The sequence below is a fragment of the Streptomyces kunmingensis genome, from assembly GCF_039533535.1.
GTDB classification, from domain to species: domain Bacteria; phylum Actinomycetota; class Actinomycetes; order Streptomycetales; family Streptomycetaceae; genus Streptomyces; species Streptomyces kunmingensis.
Genome location: NZ_BAAATS010000018.1, coordinates 60648 through 78788, shown reverse-complemented (window position 1 = coordinate 78788; position 18141 = coordinate 60648). Strand labels below are relative to the sequence as shown.

The 18141-nt window shown below is 68.6% G+C and carries 17 protein-coding genes; all 17 read left to right on the top strand.

Features of this window, described 5'->3' with window-relative positions:
- The first annotated feature begins 247 nt into the window (after nucleotides 1-247).
- The 17 genes from rho (at nucleotide 248) to atpD (ending at nucleotide 18065) form a co-directional block, all read left to right on the top strand.
- Nucleotides 248-2365 carry a transcription termination factor Rho gene (gene rho, locus ABD366_RS21980; protein WP_324766364.1) on the top strand — a complete coding sequence of 706 codons (2118 nt, stop codon included), beginning with the start codon at nucleotides 248-250 and terminating at the stop codon, nucleotides 2363-2365.
- A 310-nt stretch (nucleotides 2366-2675) separates the two neighbouring features.
- Nucleotides 2676-3776: an LCP family protein gene (locus ABD366_RS21975; RefSeq protein ID WP_324766363.1), complete on the top strand. Its 1101-nt coding sequence runs from the start codon at nucleotides 2676-2678 to the stop codon at nucleotides 3774-3776.
- Between the two features lie 168 nt (nucleotides 3777-3944).
- Nucleotides 3945-4166, top strand: a complete 222-nt coding sequence (gene rpmE, locus ABD366_RS21970) for a 50S ribosomal protein L31 (protein ID WP_081219441.1) — start codon at nucleotides 3945-3947, stop codon at nucleotides 4164-4166.
- A 119-nt stretch (nucleotides 4167-4285) separates the two neighbouring features.
- The gene (gene prfA / locus ABD366_RS21965; protein ID WP_324766362.1) at nucleotides 4286-5362 is read left to right on the top strand and encodes a peptide chain release factor 1; all 1077 of its coding nucleotides are present in this window, start codon (nucleotides 4286-4288) and stop codon (nucleotides 5360-5362) included.
- 28 nt (nucleotides 5363-5390) lie between these two features.
- Nucleotides 5391-6236 (top strand): peptide chain release factor N(5)-glutamine methyltransferase, encoded by an 846-nt coding sequence (gene prmC, locus ABD366_RS21960; protein WP_324766361.1) that lies wholly within the window; start codon nucleotides 5391-5393, stop codon nucleotides 6234-6236.
- A 47-nt stretch (nucleotides 6237-6283) separates the two neighbouring features.
- Entirely contained in the window at nucleotides 6284-6931 is a 648-nt protein-coding gene (locus ABD366_RS21955; RefSeq protein ID WP_324766360.1) for an L-threonylcarbamoyladenylate synthase, read from the top strand.
- On the top strand, nucleotides 6928-7593 hold the full coding sequence (locus tag ABD366_RS21950; RefSeq protein WP_411293615.1) for an arsenate reductase/protein-tyrosine-phosphatase family protein: 666 nt from the start codon (nucleotides 6928-6930) through the stop codon (nucleotides 7591-7593). Before ABD366_RS21955 ends, ABD366_RS21950 begins: the two co-directional genes overlap by 4 nt.
- A gap of 150 nt (nucleotides 7594-7743) precedes the next feature.
- Nucleotides 7744-8988, top strand: a complete 1245-nt coding sequence (locus tag ABD366_RS21945) for a serine hydroxymethyltransferase (protein WP_324766359.1) — start codon at nucleotides 7744-7746, stop codon at nucleotides 8986-8988.
- 157 nt (nucleotides 8989-9145) lie between these two features.
- Nucleotides 9146-10492: an MraY family glycosyltransferase gene (locus ABD366_RS21940; RefSeq protein ID WP_324766358.1), complete on the top strand. Its 1347-nt coding sequence runs from the start codon at nucleotides 9146-9148 to the stop codon at nucleotides 10490-10492.
- A 261-nt stretch (nucleotides 10493-10753) separates the two neighbouring features.
- Nucleotides 10754-11191, top strand: coding sequence for a Cg1360 family ATP-synthase-associated protein (locus tag ABD366_RS21935; RefSeq protein ID WP_324766357.1), 438 nt, complete (start codon nucleotides 10754-10756; stop codon nucleotides 11189-11191).
- A 225-nt stretch (nucleotides 11192-11416) separates the two neighbouring features.
- Nucleotides 11417-12238: a F0F1 ATP synthase subunit A gene (gene atpB / locus ABD366_RS21930; RefSeq protein ID WP_324766356.1), complete on the top strand. Its 822-nt coding sequence runs from the start codon at nucleotides 11417-11419 to the stop codon at nucleotides 12236-12238.
- A gap of 77 nt (nucleotides 12239-12315) precedes the next feature.
- Complete coding sequence (gene atpE / locus ABD366_RS21925; protein WP_324766355.1) at nucleotides 12316-12567, top strand: ATP synthase F0 subunit C; 252 nt, start codon at nucleotides 12316-12318, stop codon at nucleotides 12565-12567.
- A gap of 40 nt (nucleotides 12568-12607) precedes the next feature.
- The gene (locus tag ABD366_RS21920; protein ID WP_324766354.1) at nucleotides 12608-13162 is read left to right on the top strand and encodes a F0F1 ATP synthase subunit B; all 555 of its coding nucleotides are present in this window, start codon (nucleotides 12608-12610) and stop codon (nucleotides 13160-13162) included.
- Entirely contained in the window at nucleotides 13159-13980 is an 822-nt protein-coding gene (locus ABD366_RS21915; protein ID WP_324766353.1) for a F0F1 ATP synthase subunit delta, read from the top strand. Before ABD366_RS21920 ends, ABD366_RS21915 begins: the two co-directional genes overlap by 4 nt.
- 115 nt (nucleotides 13981-14095) lie before the next feature.
- Nucleotides 14096-15688: a F0F1 ATP synthase subunit alpha gene (atpA, locus tag ABD366_RS21910; protein WP_324766352.1), complete on the top strand. Its 1593-nt coding sequence runs from the start codon at nucleotides 14096-14098 to the stop codon at nucleotides 15686-15688.
- A 20-nt stretch (nucleotides 15689-15708) separates the two neighbouring features.
- Nucleotides 15709-16629 (top strand): F0F1 ATP synthase subunit gamma, encoded by a 921-nt coding sequence (locus tag ABD366_RS21905; RefSeq protein ID WP_324766351.1) that lies wholly within the window; start codon nucleotides 15709-15711, stop codon nucleotides 16627-16629.
- Entirely contained in the window at nucleotides 16629-18065 is a 1437-nt protein-coding gene (atpD, locus tag ABD366_RS21900; protein ID WP_324766350.1) for a F0F1 ATP synthase subunit beta, read from the top strand. Before ABD366_RS21905 ends, atpD begins: the two co-directional genes overlap by 1 nt.
- Nucleotides 18066-18141 lie beyond the last annotated feature (76 nt).

Below are 18141 nucleotides of genomic sequence, written 5' to 3'. Positions count from 1 at the left end.
GCGTTCTTCTATGCCGGGACGCGGTACTGAAAGTCGGCGAGCATGCTCCGGAACCGGTGTGACCGAGCCGCGTGACACAGAAATTGAGTGCACCCGCGGAATCGCGAATCGCCGTCACCAATGAATTCTTCCGCCTCATCGGCGGACAACCGCCCCGGCACGGTCCGTACAGGCAGGACCACCGCCGGACAGCACGACCGGTCGCCGAGCCAGACAGGCCGACGCCCGCTCCAGGGAAGGACCCTTCGTGAGCGACACCACCGATCTGATGGGCGTGACTGCCGACAGCTCTGCTGCCGCGCCCGCCGCGTCCGCAGGGGATGCTTCCGCTGCGCCTGCCACCGGTGCTTCGGGCTCCCGGCGGCGCCGCGGTACCGGCCTTGACGGCATGGTGCTGGCCGAGTTGCAGCAGGTCGCATCGGGCCTCGGCATCAGGGGCACCGCGCGGATGCGCAAGAGCCAGCTGATCGAGGTCATCAAGGAGGCGCAGTCGGGTGGCAGCGCCCCCGCGAAGAGCGCCGACGCCGCCGAGACGAAGCCGAAGCGCCGGGCCACCTCGAAGGCCCGTACCGGCGATGAGCCCGCGGCCGACGCCGCGCAGGCCAAGGCGGACGCCAAGACGGAGAAGGCCGACGCGGCCGACAGCGGCTCGGCCAAGGCGAAGAAGGCCGCCGCCCAGCAGCAGATCGACATCCCCGGCCAGGGCGCCGGGGACGAGCAGCCTGCCGGTGAGCGCCGTCGTCGCCGTGCCACCTCGGAGGCGGGCAGCCCCGAGACCGTCACGGCCGAGGCCTCGAACACGAAGGCCGAGCCCAAGCAGGACAAGCAGGACGGCGCCGAGAACAAGGGCGACGGCGGCCAGGACAACAGCAACGACGGCCGTCGTGACCGCCGCGACCGCCGTGACCGCGGCGAGCGGGGCGACCGCGGTGAGCGGGGCGACCGTGGCGGCCGTGACCGCGACCGCCGCAACAAGGGCGACGAGCAGGGCGGCCAGGGCGGCCAGGGCGGTCAGGGCAACAAGGACCGGCAGCAGCAGGGCGGCGGCCGGCAGGACCGCGACCGTGACCGTGACCGTGACCGTGACCGCAACAACGGTCCGCAGGACGACGACGATTTCGAGGGTGGCCGTCGCGGCCGCCGGGGCCGTTACCGTGACCGTCGTGGCCGTCGTGGCCGCGACGAGCAGGGCTTCGGCAACGAGCCGCAGGTCTCCGAGGACGACGTCCTGATCCCCGTCGCGGGCATCCTCGACATCCTCGACAACTACGCCTTCATCCGTACGTCGGGCTACCTCCCCGGTCCCAACGACGTCTACGTCTCCCTCGCCCAGGTCCGCAAGAACGGCCTGCGCAAGGGTGACCACGTCACCGGTGCGGTCCGCCAGCCCAAGGACGGCGAGCGCCGCGAGAAGTTCAACGCGCTCGTGCGCCTGGACTCGGCGAACGGCATGGCGGCCGAATCCGGCCGCGGACGCCCCGAGTTCAACAAGCTGACGCCGCTCTACCCGCAGGACCGGCTCCGTCTGGAGACCGACCCGGGTGTGCTGACGACCCGCATCATCGACCTCGTCGCGCCGATCGGTAAGGGCCAGCGCGGTCTGATCGTGGCCCCGCCGAAGACCGGCAAGACCATGATCATGCAGGCGATCGCCAACGCGATCACGCACAACAACCCCGAGTGCCACCTGATGGTCGTCCTGGTCGACGAGCGTCCGGAAGAGGTCACCGACATGCAGCGGTCGGTCAAGGGCGAGGTCATCTCCTCGACCTTCGACCGTCCGGCCGAGGACCACACGACGGTCGCCGAGCTCGCCATCGAGCGTGCCAAGCGCCTCGTCGAGCTGGGCCACGACGTCGTCGTGCTGCTCGACTCCATCACGCGTCTGGGCCGTGCGTACAACCTGGCGGCCCCGGCCTCCGGGCGCATCCTGTCCGGTGGTGTCGACTCGACCGCGCTGTACCCGCCGAAGCGCTTCTTCGGTGCCGCGCGCAACATCGAGGACGGCGGCTCGCTGACGATCCTGGCCACCGCGCTGGTCGACACCGGCTCGCGCATGGACGAGGTCATCTTCGAGGAGTTCAAGGGCACCGGCAACGCCGAGCTCAAGCTCGACCGCAAGCTCGCCGACAAGCGCATCTTCCCCGCGGTGGACGTCGACGCGTCCGGTACCCGTAAGGAAGAGATCCTGCTCGGCAGCGACGAGCTCGCGATCACCTGGAAGCTGCGCCGTGTGCTGCACGCGCTCGACCAGCAGCAGGCGATCGAGCTGCTCCTCGACAAGATGAAGCAGACGAAGTCGAACGCGGAGTTCCTGCTCCAGATCCAGAAGACGACGCCGACGCCGGGCAACGGCAACGACTGACGCCTCGCTTCCGCAAGGGCTGGGCCCCACCGCCACCGCGGTGGGGCCCAGCCCTTTTGCGTGTCCGTTGAACGGGCAAGCGGTCCGCGGAGACCTTCGCCACAGGCATGGGCATACGCGGCCCCGGTGAAGCATGCGGCCCAGGAGGACAAAGCAGCAGGTGGGGGAGGTGGGGACGCTGAGGCACATCACACTGTGTGAGGCCTTTGTCCCGCTGCGGACACAGAACGCTGTGCAACCCTTCATGGCGGTCCGCCGTCACACCGAGTGAAGAGCGAAGCGGACCGAAGGAAGACAGAGCGAGGAGCACATGCCCGACAGTGACAGCAAGCCCGGGCGCCGGCGCGCCAAGGGCCGCCGCCGCAAGCCGCGCTCCGGGCGGGGCAAGGCGCTGCGCGTCGTGGCGTGGAGCGCGGCCGGCGTCGTCGTCCTCGGCGGCACCGGCGTCGGGTACGTGTACTTCCACCTCAACGGCAACATCAAGAGCGTCGACATCAACCAGGCCCTCGGCACCGACCGGCCCGAGAACGTCGACAACGGTTCGCAGGACATCCTGGTGCTCGGCTCCGACAGCCGCGCCGGCAGCAACAAGAAGGCCGGCGGCGGCACCGACGACGGCAGCGCCCGCTCGGACACCGCGATGGTCGTCCACATCTACAAGGGCCACAAAAAGGCGAGCATCGTCTCCATACCCCGGGACACCCTCATAGAGCGGCCGTCCTGCACCGACAAGGACGGCACCGAGCACCCGGCGCAGAGCGAGGCCATGTTCAACTCCGCCTACTCCACGGGCGGCGCGGCCTGCGCGGTCAAGACCGTGGAGTCGATCAGCGGCATCCGCATGGACCACTACGTCGAGGTCGACTTCAGCGGTTTCCAGGACCTGATCGACGACCTGGGCGGCGTCAAGGTCACCACCAGCAAGGCCATCGACGACCCCGACAGCCACCTGGAGCTCGACGCCGGCACCCACCAGCTCGACGGCGAGCAGGCCCTCGGCCTCGTACGGACCCGGCACGGTGTCGGTGACGGCAGCGACCTGGGCCGCATCCAGCTCCAGCAGGCGTTCATGAAGGCCCTGATGGACCAGATCAAGCACGTCGGCGTCTTCAGCAACCCCAAGAAGCTGTACGACCTCGCGGACACCGCCACGAAGTCCGTGACCACCGACTCCGACCTGGCGTCCGTCAAGGACCTGTCCTCGTTCGCGAACGGGATCAAGGGCATCGGCTCCAGCGACATGAACATGGTGACGCTGCCGGTGCAGTACGACACCGCCGACGCCAACCGCGTCCTCGTCGACGAGACCAAGGCCGACCAGGTCTGGAAGGCCATCAAGGCCGACAGGGCCGTCCCGAAGTCGGCCGGCAAGGGCACCGCCACCGGAAGCGCGGACGGCGTCGTCCAGTAACCCGGAAAGCAGCCCCGAAGCGGCCCGGAAGGCCCCTGGGAATAGATCCGGACCTACCCCCGTTTTGGGAGATACGAACAGTCCTGGCAGACTGGTACGTCGGCTCCGGTTCACGCTTCCGCAATCCGCGTCAGCGACCCGGCGCCCTCCCGAACCTAGGAGACACCCTTGAAGCGCGACATTCACCCCGAGTACGTCGAGACCCAGGTCAGCTGCACCTGTGGCGCGTCGTTCACCACTCGTAGCACCATCGACTCCGGCACCATCCGTGCCGAGGTCTGCTCCGAGTGCCACCCGTTCTACACGGGCAAGCAGAAGATCCTCGACACCGGTGGCCGTGTGGCCCGCTTCGAGGCCCGCTTCGGCAAGGCTGCCGCTGCCAACAAGTAGCGAGGCTTCAGCGCCGGTCTCCGGTGCCCCGATCGCAGGGGCACCGGGACCGGCGCTTTGCGGTGCAGCCCCCTTGTGTCTGGCATGACACAGCCACCCCGTACACGCAGGAGCCGGAGATGTTCGAGGCCGTCGAGGACCTCATCGGCGAGCACGCCGATCTGGAAAAGAGGCTCGCGGACCCGTCGGTCCACGCCGACCAGGCCAACGCGCGCAAGCTGAACAAGCGCTACGCAGAGCTCACCCCGATCGTCGCGACGTACCGCTCCTGGAAGCAGACCGGCGACGACATCGAGACCGCACGCGAACTGGGCGCCGACGACCCGGACTTCGCGGCCGAGGTCAAGGAGCTCGAGAAGCAACGCGAGGAGATCACCGAGAAGCTGCGCCTTCTCCTGGTGCCCCGCGACCCGTCCGACGACAAGGACGTCATTCTCGAGGTCAAGGCCGGCGCCGGCGGTGACGAGTCCGCGCTGTTCGCCGGTGACCTGCTGCGCATGTATCTGCGGTACGCCGAGCGCGTCGGCTGGAAGACCGAGATCATCGACGCCACCGAGTCCGAGCTGGGCGGCTACAAGGACGTCCAGGTCGCCGTGAAGACCAAGGGCGGCAACGGCGCGACCGAGCCCGGCCAGGGCGTCTGGGCCCGCCTGAAGTACGAGGGCGGCGTGCACCGTGTGCAGCGCGTCCCGGCGACCGAGTCCCAGGGCCGCATCCACACCTCCGCGGCCGGTGTCCTGGTCACGCCCGAGGCCGAGGAGGTCGACGTCGAGATCAACATGAACGATCTGCGCATCGACGTCTACCGCTCCTCCGGGCCCGGCGGCCAGTCCGTCAACACGACCGACTCCGCGGTGCGCATCACGCACCTCCCCACCGGCGTCGTGGCCTCCTGCCAGAACGAGAAGAGCCAGCTGCAGAACAAGGAGCAGGCGATGCGTATTCTGCGCTCCAGGCTCCTTGCCGCGGCGCAGGAGGAGGCGGAGCGCGAGGCCGCCGACGCCCGCCGCAGCCAGGTCCGCACCGTCGACCGGTCCGAGAAGATCCGTACGTACAACTATCCGGAGAACCGGATCTCCGACCACCGCGTCGGCTTCAAGGCGTACAACTTGGACCAGGTGCTCGACGGTGAACTCGACCCCGTGATCCAGGCGTGCGTCGACGCGGACTCGGCAGCCAAGCTCGCCGCCGCATAAATCTCGTAGATCAGCTCGGAGGACCAGCGTGAACCTGCTGCTCGCGGAAGTGGCCCAGGCCACCCGGCGGCTGGCCGACGCCGGCGTGCCCTCGCCGCGCAACGACGCGGAGGAGCTCGCCGCCTTCGTGCACGGCGTGAAGCGGGGCGAGCTGCACTCCGTCAAGGACACGGACTTCGACGCCCGGTACTGGGAGGTGACCGCGCGCCGCGAGGCGCGCGAACCGCTCCAGCACATCACCGGGCGGGCGTACTTCCGCTACCTGGAGCTCCAGGTCGGGCCCGGTGTCTTCGTGCCGCGCCCGGAGACCGAGTCGGTCGTCGGCTGGGCCATAGACGCCGTACGCGCCATGGACGTCGTCGAGCCGCTCATCGTCGATCTGTGCACCGGCTCCGGCGCCATCGCGCTCGCGCTCGCCCAGGAGGTCCCGCGCTCGCGCGTACACGCCGTGGAGCTGTCCGAGGACGCCCTGCGGTGGACGCGCAAGAACGTCGAGGGGTCCAGGGTCGACCTGCGCCAGGGAGACGCCCTGGCGGCCTTCCCCGACCTCGACGGCCAGTTCGACCTCGTCGTCTCCAACCCGCCGTACATCCCGCTCACCGAGTGGGAGTACGTCGCTCCAGAGGCCCGTGACTACGACCCGGACATGGCGCTGTTCTCCGGCGAGGACGGCCTCGACCTGATCCGGGGCATCGAGCGCACCGCCCACCGGCTCCTGCGTCCCGGCGGTGTCGTCGTCATCGAGCACGCGGACACGCAGGGCGGCCTGGTGCCGTGGATCTTCACCGAGGAGCGGGGCTGGGCGGATGCCGCCGACCACCCCGACCTCAACAACCGGCCGCGGTTCGCGACCGCCCGCAAGGCGATGCCGTGACCATCGACCACCCTTCCGTACAGGCACTTGAGCAGGAGGCCCGCTAAATGGCACGGCGTTACGACACCAATGACGCGACCGACCGCGCAACCGGTCTGCGTGAAGCCGCGTCCGCCGTGCGCCGCGGCGAGCTCGTCGTGCTGCCCACCGACACCGTCTACGGTGTCGGCGCCGACGCGTTCACCGCCGAGGCGGTCGGTGACCTCCTGGAGGCCAAGGGCCGCGGCCGCAACATGCCGAGCCCCGTCCTCATCGGCTCCCCGAACACCCTGCACGGCCTCGTCACGGACTTCTCCGAGATGGCCTGGGAGCTCGTCGACGCGTTCTGGCCCGGCGCCCTGACGATCGTCGCCAAGCACCAGCCGTCCCTCCAGTGGGACCTGGGGGAAACCCGCGGCACCGTCGCCGTCCGGATGCCGCTGCACCCGGTCGCCATCGAACTGCTCAACGAGGTCGGGCCCATGGCCGTGTCCTCCGCGAACCTCACCGGCCACCGCGCCCCCGAGGACTGCGACGCCGCCCAGGAGATGCTCGGCGACTCCGTCTCCGTCTACCTCGACGGCGGCCCCACCCCCGGCATCGTCCCCTCGTCGATCGTCGACGTCACCGGCAAGGTCCCGGTGCTGCTGCGCGCCGGTGCGCTCACCGCCGACGAGCTGCGCAAGGTCGTACCCGACCTCGAGGTGGCGAATTGACAGCCCCTGAGACGGGGCGTGGCATAGGCACCGATTACGGGGCGCTCTCGCTCCCCGGCGACTCCTTCCGCATCCTCCACGTCAGCACCGGCAACGTGTGCCGCTCGCCGATCACCGAGCGGCTGACCCGGCACGCCCTCGCGGACCGCCTCGGCGACCCGCTGGCCGGCGGGCTCATCGTGGAGAGCGCGGGCACCTGGGGCCACGAGGGTGCCCCGATGGAGGCCAACGCGGAGCAGGTCCTGGCCGACTTCGGCGCGGACGCCTCCGGCTTCGTCGGCCGCGAGCTCCTGGACGACCACGTCATAAGAGCGGACCTCGTGCTGACGGCGACCCGCGACCACCGCGCCCAGGTCATCTCCATGGGCCACAGCGCGGGCCTGCGCACGTTCACCCTGAAAGAGTTCACGCGGCTCGTGCAGGCCATAGACCCCGCGACCCTCCCTGACCCCCTCGACAGCACTGCCGGCGGCGTGGTGGGCCGCGCACGGTCCCTGGTGCGGGCCGCGGCGGCGCTGCGTGGGTGGCTGCTCGCTCCGAGCGTCGAGGCGGACGAGGTCTACGACCCGTACGGCGCCCCGCTCCCGTTCTTCCGCTCAGTGGGCGGCGAGATCAACGAGGCCCTCTCCCCAGTGGTCCGAGCCCTGACAGGCGTCAAGTAACCCACGCCGCTCAAGCTCCTCCGGAGACCCCCTTTAGCCCCTCCGGAGACCCTTCTTAAGCCCCTCCGGCGATTGAGGAGCGGGGTTCCGGGGCGGAGCCCCGTGGCAGCAACCCAAGCGCCCCGAGCCTTCCGGACCTACATTGAGAAGATGCCGGCCACGACAGAACCCGCACCCCTAGCGGAGCTGACGCGTCAGGACCCCGAACTGGCCGACCTGATCGCCGGCGAGGCAACCCGTCAGGCCCACTCCCTCCAGCTGATCGCCGCCGAGAACTTCACCTCCCCCGCGGTCCTGGAAGCCCTCGGCTCCCCCCTCGCCAACAAGTACGCCGAGGGCTACCCCGGCGCCCGCCACCACGGCGGCTGCGAACTCGTCGACATGGCCGAACGCATCGCCATCGACCGGGCGAAAGCCCTCTTCGGCGCCGAGCACGTCAACGTACAGGCGCACTCCGGCTCCTCCGCCGTCCTCGCCGCCTACGCGGTCCTGCTGCGCCCCGGCGACACCGTCCTCGCGATGGGCCTGCCGTCCGGCGGCCATCTGACGCACGGCTCACCGGCCAACTTCTCCGGCCGCTGGTTCGACTTCGTGCCCTACGGGGTGGACCCCGAGAGCGGGCTCATCGACTACGACCAGGTCCGCGCCGTCGCCCGCGCCCACCGCCCCAAGGCCATCGTGTGCGGCTCGATCTCCTACCCCCGGCACATCGACTACGCGGCCTTCCGCGCCATCGCCGACGACGTGGGCGCGTACCTCATCGCGGACGCCGCGCACCCCATCGGGCTCGTCGCCGGGGGAGCGGCCCCGAACCCGGTCCCGTACGCCGACATCGTCTGTGCCACCACGCACAAGGTGCTGCGCGGCCCGCGCGGCGGCATGCTGCTGTGCCGCGCCGAGCTCGCGGACCGGGTGGACCGGGCCGTCTTCCCGTTCACGCAGGGCGGTGCACAGATGCACACGATCGCAGCGAAGGCCGTCGCGTTCGGCGAGGCGGCGCAACCGGCCTTCTCCGGGTACGCGCACCAGGTCGTCGCCAACGCCCGGACGCTCGCCGGGGCGCTGGCCGAGGAGGGTTTCGCCGTCACCACGGGCGGCACCGACACCCACCTCGTCACCGTCGACCCGGCGCCGCTCGGCGTACTGAGCCAGTCGGCCCGCGGCCGTCTGGCCTCCTCCGGAATGGTCCTGGACATCTGCGCACTGCCCCACGGAGACGGCCGCGGCCTGCGCCTGGGCACCGCCGCCATCACCACGCAGGGCATGAGAGAGGCGGAGACGGCCCGTATCGCGGCGCTCCTCTCCGGAGTCGTACGAGGCGATCTCGACCCGCGTACGACCCGCGAGGAGGTCCGCGAACTGGCGGTCAGATTCCCCCCGTACGCCGTCGGATAGCGGGTATGCGGCCCTCCGGGACACCCTTGGTACGGCGCCGCGACAAGACCGGACAGTCACTCGTGCAACCATCGTCGCTACCCGGAAGTCTCCATCGCCAAGCACGCGAAGCTAGGGTGTGGGGCTGAGATGGCCAGCGATACCTGTGGGGAAGCCCGTGCGTGAATACCTGCTGACGCTCTGCATCACGGCCGCGGTGACCTATCTGCTCACAGGCCCGGTGCGGAAGTTCGCGATTGTGGCCGGCGCGATGCCGGAGATCCGTGCACGGGACGTGCACCGTGAACCCACCCCGCGGCTCGGCGGTATCGCCATGTTCTTCGGCCTGTGCGCGGGCCTCCTGGTCGCCGACCACCTCACCAACCTGGACAAGGTCTTCGACTCGTCCAACGAGCCGCGGGCGCTGCTCTCCGGAGCCGCGCTGATCTGGCTGATCGGTGTCCTCGACGACAAGTTCGAGATCGACGCGCTGATCAAGCTGGGCGGCCAGATGATCGCCGCGGGCGTCATGGTCATGCAGGGTCTGACGATCCTGTGGCTGCCGATCCCGGGTGTGGGCACGGTCGGCCTGACCCAGTGGCAGGGCACGCTCCTGACGGTGGCCCTCGTGGTCATCACCATCAACGCGGTGAACTTCGTCGACGGCCTGGACGGTCTCGCGGCGGGCATGGTGTGCATCGCCGCGGCCGCGTTCTTCCTGTACGCGTACCGCATCTGGTACGGCTACGGCATCGAGGCGGCCGCCCCGGCGACGCTCTTCGCGGCGATCCTGATGGGCATGTGCCTGGGCTTCCTGCCGCACAACATGCATCCGGCCCGGATCTTCATGGGCGACTCGGGATCGATGCTGATCGGGCTCGTGCTGGCGGCCGGCGCCATCTCCATGACCGGGCAGATCGACCCGGACGCGCTCAAGCTGAACCTCGGCGGCAGCACGCGGGACACCACGCACGCGATGCTCCCGGTCTTCATCCCGCTGGTGATGCCGCTGACGATCATCGCGATCCCGTTCGCGGACCTCGTCCTCGCGATCGTGCGCCGCACCTGGAACGGGCAGTCGCCGTTCGCCGCCGACCGCGGCCACCTCCACCACCGGCTCCTGGAGATCGGCCACTCCCACAGCCGCGCGGTCCTGATCATGTATTTCTGGTCGGCGCTCATCGCTTTCGGCGCGGTCGCCTACTCGGTCCACTCCGCATCCGGAATGTGGGTCGTGCTCACCATCGTCGCGCTCAGCTTCGTCGGCCTCGTACTGCTGTTGCTGCCGCGCTTCACCCCGCACGCGCCGCGCTGGGCCCAGCACTTGGTGCCGCCGCGCTACCGGCGCCGGGCCGCCGCAGACGCGAGCGGCGACCCCCACGAGACTCCTGAGGCTGCCGAGGCGCAGGGGACGCCCGAGGACGAGCCGGAGCGGACGCCGCTGCCGGCGGGCGTCAACGGAGCGACAGCGATCGGCGCCCGTTCGCGGTTCACGGATCGGCGTAAGGCCGGAACGTCGCGCTGACGTGGCGCCCGAAATGGCTGCAATACCAGACAAGTTGCCCCGGCGGGTGCACAGACGCGCAGGTTCCCTCTCACGTGTGACGGTTGGCACACCTTCTAGGTAAAGACCGCATCAAATAGTTTGTGATACCGTTCACGAAACCCGGGGATAGAGCCGAAAGACCGTAGTGCGACGGTCCCTTGGCCCGAAGTTCTCTCTCGGCCCCGGACTACGCTCGTCCATGACGACACCCTGCCCCCATCAATAAGCGGAGCTGCCGCCATGCCGTCCAACGACGCACGGACCCTTCTCAAAACTGCCGTACCCACAGCTGCTGCCGGCGTGATCACCATCGTGGTCAGCGCTGCGGTCGCGGGCGGCAAGGGGGCCCTCGGCGCGCTCGTCGGGACGCTGGTGGCGATCTTCTTCATGGGGCTCGGACTCGTGGTCCTCGAGCGCACCGCCAAGTCACTTCCGCACCTGTTCCAGATGATGGGCCTGATGCTCTACGCGGCCCAGTTGCTGCTCATGGTCATCTTCATGGCGCTCTTCAAGGACACGACGCTGTTCAACCCGAGGGCTTTCGCGATCGCCCTCGTCGTCTCGACCCTCGCGTGGATCGCAGCGCAGACGCGCGCCCACATGAAGGCCAAGATCCTCTACGTCGATCCCGACTCACAGAAGGGCGACAAGCCCGAGAAGACGGGACCGAAGTCGTGAAGCGTAGGGGCGGGATAAGTGGGGGTTCACGACCCTGCTATCGTCCGGTGCCAACTGCGGCATCGCGGGCGCGGGCATCTGAGCTGACGCCTGCTGTAGCGCGAGGCTCGATGCCCGACTGCCGCCCCCACATCCGAAACACCAGTCCCGTGCCGAACCGCGGCCGCGCGCCGCGCCGACACAACGAGGTTGCCGTACCTATGCGCCACGCTGAAGGAGCCCGCGGTGAGTGCTGACCCGACGCAGGTGCTCGCCTTCGAGACCGACTGCCACCTTTTTGATGGGTGTGGCTTCCCGGCTCCCGGCCTGCACTCGTTCCTGTTCGAGCCCCTCTGGGGCGACGCGGACAGCAACGTGTACTTCAACAAGACGATGCTCCTGGCGCTGCTCGGCTCGGTTGTCATCATCGGCTTCTTCTGGGCCGCCTTCGCCAAGCCGAAGATGATCCCGGGCAAGCTGCAGATGGTCGCGGAGGCCGGTTACGACTTCGTCCGTCGCGGCATCGTCTACGAGACGATGGGCAAGCGCGAGGGCGAGAAGTACGTGCCCTTCATGGTCTCGCTCTTCTTCTTCGTGTGGATGATGAACCTCTGGTCGATCATCCCCATCGCTCAATTCCCGGTGACCGCGATCATCGCGTACCCGGCGGCCATCGCGCTCATCGTGTACGTGATGTGGGTGGCCCTCACCTTCAAGCGCCACGGTTTCGTCGGCGCCTTCAAGAACTTCACGGGTTACGACAAGTCGCTCGGTGCGGTGCTGCCCCTGTCGATGACGATCGAGTTCTTCTCGAACCTCCTCGTCCGGCCGTTCACGCACACCGTGCGACTCTTCGCGAACATGTTCGCGGGTCACACCCTGCTGCTGCTCTTCACGATCGCCAGCTGGTACATGCTCAACGGCATCGGCATCGCGTACTCGGCCGTCTCGTTCGTGATGGTCCTCGTGATGACCGCCTTCGAGCTGTTCATCCAGGCCGTGCAGGCCTACGTGTTCGTGCTTCTGGCGTGCAGCTACCTCCAGGGCGCAATGGCCGAAGGCCACTGAGTCCGTACCTGCACCACATTCCATAGACATCCGGTGGCCAACCCCCACCGGTACTTGAAAGAGAAGGAAGAACCGGCATGTCCGCTCTCGCGCAGACCCTCGCCGCTGGCGTCGAAATCAAGGGCAACCTCGGCTCGATCGGTTACGGCCTCGCGGCCATCGGCCCGGGCGTCGGCGTCGGCATCATCTTCGGTAACGGCACCCAGGCGCTCGCCCGTCAGCCCGAGGCTGCCGGCCTGATCCGCTCCAACCAGATTCTCGGCTTCGCCTTCTGTGAGGCGCTCGCCCTGATCGGTCTGGTCATGCCGTTCGTCTACCCGACCTCCTGACCACGCCGTCGGACTGCCCCTTTCGACGAAAGGCATTGAAATGAGCCCCCTGGTTCAGCTGGCGGCTGAAGAGGCTGAGAACCCTCTGATCCCGCCGATCCCAGAGCTCGTGATCGGCTTTATCGCCTTCGTCATCGTCTTCGGTTTCCTCGCCAAGAAGCTCATCCCGAACATCAACAAGGTTCTGGAAGAGCGCCGCGAGGCCATCGAAGGCGGTATCGAGAAGGCCGAGGCCGCTCAGACCGAGGCCCAGAGCGTGCTCGAGCAGTACAAGGCTCAGCTCGCCGAAGCCCGGCACGAGGCCGCGCGGCTGCGCCAGGAGGCGCAGGAGCAGGGCGCCACGCTCATCGCTGAGATGCGCGCGGAAGGCCAGCGGCAGCGTGAGGAGATCATCGCCGCCGGTCACGCCCAGATCGAGGCCGACCGCAAGGCCGCCGCTCAGGCGCTGCGTCAGGACGTCGGCCAGCTGGCCACCGACCTGGCCGGCAAGCTGGTCGGCGAGTCCCTCGAGGACCACGCCCGGCAGTCGCGCACGATCGACCGCTTCCTCGATGGTCTCGACGAGACCGCGACGAAGGCAGAGGCTGCTCGATGACCGTCCACGGAGCGAGCCGCGAGGCTCTCGTCGCCGCGCGTGAGCGCCTGGACGCGCTGACCGACTCCACGTCGGTCGACGCCGAGGCGCTCGCCGGCGACCTGGCCGCGGTCACCGCGCTGCTTCACCGCGAGGTGTCGCTGCGACGGGTCCTGACCGACCCGGCGCAGGCCGGCGACGCGAAGGCCGAGCTCGCGGGCCGGCTGCTCGGCGGCCAGGTCAGCGGCGAGGCCGTCGACCTGGTGGCCGGTCTGGTCCGCTCCCGGTGGTCGTCCTCGCGTGACCTGGTCGACTCCCTGGAGGAGCTGGCCAGTATCGCGGACCTGACCGCGGCGCAGAAGAGCGGCGCCCTCGACGACGTCGAGGACGAGCTGTTCCGGTTCGAGCGGATCGTCGGCTCCAACGCCGCCCTCCGCTCGGCGCTCACCGACCGCACCGCGTCGGCCTCGGCCCGCGGCACGCTGGTCAAGGAGCTTCTCGGCGGCCGGGCCCGGCCCACCACCGAGCGGCTCGTCGAGCGTCTTGTGACCGCGCCCCGGGGACGTAGCCTGGAAGCGGGACTCGAGTCCCTCGCCAAGCTCGCCGCCGACCGACGGGAACGCATGGTGGCGGTCGTCACCACGGCGGTCCCGCTGAGCGACCAGCAGAAGCAGCGCCTGGGCCAGTCCCTGGCGAAGCTCTACGGCCGTCAGATGCACCTCAACCTCGACGTGGACCCCTCGGTCCTCGGCGGGATCAAGGTGCAGGTGGGCGACGAGGTCATCAACGGCTCCATCGCGGACCGCATCGAGGACGCCAGCCGCCGCATGGCCGGCTGACACCTCAACCACGTACTACCTACGGCCCTAGTTGGGCCGTGCAGAGGATTCCTGGGGGCTGACCCCAGACCCCCCAAGAACACTTCGGGCCCAACAAGGAGAGCAGGGAACCCAGATGGCGGAGCTCACGATCCGGCCGGAGGAGATCCGGGACGCGCTGGAGAACTTTGTCCAGGCGTACAAGCCGGACGCGGCCTCGCGCGAGGAGGTCGGTACGGTCACCGTGGCCGGCGACGGCATTGCCAAGGTGGAGGGTCTTCCCTCGGCCATGGCGAACGAGCTGCTGAAGTTCGAGGACGGCACCCTGGGTCTCGCCCTCAACCTCGAGGAGCGCGAGATCGGCGCTGTCGTCCTCGGCGAGTTCAGCGGCATCGAGGAGGGCCAGCCGGTGCAGCGCACCGGTGAGGTGCTCTCGGTCGCCGTCGGCGAGGGCTACCTGGGTCGCGTCGTCGACCCGCTCGGCAACCCGATCGACGGCCTCGGCGACATCGAGACGTCCGGCCGCCGCGCCCTCGAGCTGCAGGCCCCCACGGTCATGGACCGCAAGTCGGTGCACGAGCCGATGGAGACCGGCTACAAGGCCGTCGACGCGATGACCCCGATCGGCCGTGGCCAGCGTCAGCTGGTCATCGGTGACCGCCAGACCGGCAAGACCGCCCTGGCCGTCGACACGATCATCAACCAGCGTGACAACTGGCGCACCGGCGACCCGAAGAAGCAGGTCCGCTGCGTCTACGTCGCCATCGGTCAGAAGGGCTCCACCATCGCCTCCGTGCGCGGTGCCCTCGAAGAGGCCGGCGCGCTGGAGTACACGACCATCGTCGCCGCCCCGGCGTCCGACCCGGCCGGCTTCAAGTACCTGGCGCCGTACACCGGTTCGGCCATCGGCCAGCAGTGGATGTACGAGGGCAAGCACGTCCTCATCATCTTCGACGACCTCTCGAAGCAGGCCGACGCCTACCGCGCCGTGTCCCTGCTCCTTCGCCGTCCGCCGGGGCGCGAGGCCTACCCGGGTGACGTCTTCTACCTGCACTCGCGTCTGCTCGAGCGCTGCGCGAAGCTCTCGGACGAGCTCGGTGCCGGTTCGATGACGGGTCTGCCGATCGTCGAGACGAAGGCGAACGACGTGTCGGCGTTCATCCCGACCAACGTCATCTCCATCACCGACGGCCAGTGCTTCCTGGAGTCCGACCTCTTCAACGCCGGTCAGCGCCCCGCGCTGAACGTCGGTATCTCGGTCTCCCGTGTGGGTGGTTCCGCCCAGCACAAGGCGATGAAGCAGGTCTCCGGCCGACTCCGTCTGGACCTGGCCCAGTACCGCGAGCTGGAGGCGTTCGCCGCCTTCGGTTCCGACCTGGACGCCGCGTCGAAGTCGCAGCTCGAGCGTGGTCAGCGACTGGTCGAGCTGCTCAAGCAGGCTCAGTACCAGCCGATGCCGACCGAGGACCAGGTCGTCTCCGTGTGGGCCGGTACCACCGGCAAGATGGACGACGTGCCGGTCGCCGACGTGCGCCGCTTCGAGAAGGAGCTCCTGGAGCACCTGCACCGCAAGGAGCAGGGCCTCATGACCTCCATCAAGGAGGGCGGCAAGATGTCGGACGACACGCTCACCGCCATCGCGGACGCCATCGCGGAGTTCAAGAAGCAGTTCGAGACCTCGGACGGGAAGCTTCTCGGCGAGGACGCTCCGGCCGCCGCCGGTAAGTGACGACGGAAGGGACCTGACTCATGGGAGCCCAGCTCCGGGTCTACAAGCGTCGCATCCGATCCGTCACCGCGACCAAGAAGATCACCAAGGCGATGGAGATGATCGCCGCCTCGCGTGTCGTCAAGGCGCAGCGCAAGGTGGCGGCCTCCACGCCGTACGCGACCGAGCTCACGCGCGCGGTCACGGCGGTCGGCACTGGTTCGAACACCAAGCACCCGCTGACCACCGAGGCGGAGACGCCGATCCGTTCCGCGGTCCTGCTCCTCACGAGCGACCGCGGTCTGGCCGGCGCCTTCAACTCGAACGCGATCAAGGCTGCGGAGCAGCTGACGGAGCGGCTCCGGGCCGAGGGCAAGGAGGTCGACACGTACATCGTCGGCCGCCGTGGTCTGGCTCACTACAACTTCCGCGAGCGCAAGGTCGTGGAGTCGTGGTCGGGCTTCACCGACGAGCCCTCGTACGCGGACGCCAAGACGGTGGCGGCCCCGCTGATCGAGGCCATCGAGAAGGACACGGCCGAGGGCGGCGTGGATGAACTCCACATCGTCTACACCGAGTTCGTCTCGATGATGACGCAGACGGCGGTCGACGGCCGCCTGCTGCCGCTCAGCCTCGAGGAGGTGGCGGAGGAGACGGCGCCCAAGGGCGACGAGATCCTTCCGCTGTACGACTTCGAGCCGTCGGCGGAGGACGTCCTGGACGCCCTTCTGCCGCGCTACGTCGAGAGCCGTATCTACAACGCGATGCTTCAGTCGGCTGCCTCCAAGCACGCCGCCACGCGGCGCGCGATGAAGTCGGCGACCGACAACGCGGGAGACCTGATCAACACGCTCTCCCGACTTGCCAACGCGGCCCGCCAGGCCGAAATCACCCAGGAAATCAGCGAGATCGTCGGTGGCGCCAGCGCACTGGCCGACGCGAACGCGGGGAGTGACAAGTAATGACGACCACTGTTGAGACCGCGACGGCCACGGGCCGCGTCGCCCGGGTCATCGGCCCGGTCGTCGACGTGGAGTTCCCCGTCGACGCGATGCCGGACATCTACAACGCGCTTCACGTCGAGGTGGCCGACCCGGCCAAGGACGGCGAGAAGAAGACCCTGACGCTCGAGGTCGCCCAGCACCTCGGTGACGGCCTGGTCCGCGCCATCTCCATGCAGCCCACCGACGGCCTGGTCCGCCAGGCCGCGGTGACCGACACGGGTGCCTCCATCACCGTGCCCGTCGGCGACTTCACCAAGGGCAAGGTGTTCAACACCCTCGGCGAGGTCCTGAACGTCGACGAGCAGTACACCGGTGAGCGCTGGGGCATCCACCGCAAGGCGCCGAACTTCGACGAGCTCGAGTCGAAGACCGAGATGTTCGAGACCGGCGTCAAGGTCATCGACCTTCTCACCCCGTACGTCAAGGGTGGAAAGATCGGCCTGTTCGGCGGTGCCGGCGTCGGCAAGACGGTGCTCATCCAGGAGATGATCTACCGCGTCGCCAACAACCACGACGGTGTCTCCGTGTTCGCCGGTGTCGGCGAGCGCACGCGTGAGGGCAACGACCTCATCGAGGAGATGGCGGAGTCCGGCGTCATCGACAAGACCGCGTTGGTCTTCGGTCAGATGGACGAGCCGCCGGGCACCCGCCTGCGCGTGGCCCTCGCGGGTCTGACCATGGCGGAGTACTTCCGCGATGTGCAGAAGCAGGACGTGCTGTTCTTCATCGACAACATCTTCCGCTTCACGCAGGCCGGTTCGGAGGTGTCGACCCTTCTCGGTCGTATGCCGTCCGCCGTGGGTTACCAGCCGAACCTGGCCGATGAGATGGGTCTCCTCCAGGAGCGCATCACGTCGACCCGTGGTCACTCGATCACGTCCATGCAGGCCATCTACGTGCCCGCGGACGACCTGACCGACCCGGCCCCGGCCACCACGTTCGCCCACCTCGACGCGACGACGGTGCTCTCCCGTCCGATCTCGGAGAAGGGCATCTACCCGGCCGTGGACCCGCTGGACTCCACGTCCCGCATCCTGGACCCCCGCTACATCGCGGCGGACCACTACAACACCGCCATGCGCGTCAAGACGGTGCTGCAGAAGTACAAGGACCTCCAGGACATCATCGCGATCCTCGGTATCGACGAGCTCGGCGAGGAGGACAAGCTCACTGTCCACCGGGCCCGTCGCGTGGAGCGCTTCCTGTCCCAGAACACCCACGTCGCCAAGCAGTTCACCGGCGTCGACGGGTCGGACGTGCCGCTGGACGAGTCGATCACGGCCTTCAACGCGATCATCGACGGCGATTACGACCACTTCCCGGAGCAGGCGTTCTTCCTCTGCGGTGGCATTGAGGACCTCAAGGCCAACGCCAAGGAGCTCGGCGTCTCCTGACCCCGAGCAACGCAGGAGGGCCGGGTCGGTCCCGGCCCTCCCGCAACGCCCACTAGACTTTGACCCAACACCCGGC

Coding starts and splice junctions, on each gene's coding strand:
- atpA (WP_324766352.1), top strand. CDS start 14,096: ATGGCGGAGCTCACGATCCGGCCGGAGGAGATCCGGGACGCGCTGGAG.
- ABD366_RS21915 (WP_324766353.1), top strand. CDS start 13,159: ATGACCGTCCACGGAGCGAGCCGCGAGGCTCTCGTCGCCGCGCGTGAG.
- atpD (WP_324766350.1), top strand. CDS start 16,629: ATGACGACCACTGTTGAGACCGCGACGGCCACGGGCCGCGTCGCCCGG.
- ABD366_RS21955 (WP_324766360.1), top strand. CDS start 6,284: ATGGCACGGCGTTACGACACCAATGACGCGACCGACCGCGCAACCGGT.
- ABD366_RS21945 (WP_324766359.1), top strand. CDS start 7,744: ATGCCGGCCACGACAGAACCCGCACCCCTAGCGGAGCTGACGCGTCAG.
- ABD366_RS21905 (WP_324766351.1), top strand. CDS start 15,709: ATGGGAGCCCAGCTCCGGGTCTACAAGCGTCGCATCCGATCCGTCACC.
- prfA (WP_324766362.1), top strand. CDS start 4,286: ATGTTCGAGGCCGTCGAGGACCTCATCGGCGAGCACGCCGATCTGGAA.
- ABD366_RS21920 (WP_324766354.1), top strand. CDS start 12,608: ATGAGCCCCCTGGTTCAGCTGGCGGCTGAAGAGGCTGAGAACCCTCTG.
- ABD366_RS21935 (WP_324766357.1), top strand. CDS start 10,754: ATGCCGTCCAACGACGCACGGACCCTTCTCAAAACTGCCGTACCCACA.
- atpE (WP_324766355.1), top strand. CDS start 12,316: ATGTCCGCTCTCGCGCAGACCCTCGCCGCTGGCGTCGAAATCAAGGGC.
- ABD366_RS21975 (WP_324766363.1), top strand. CDS start 2,676: ATGCCCGACAGTGACAGCAAGCCCGGGCGCCGGCGCGCCAAGGGCCGC.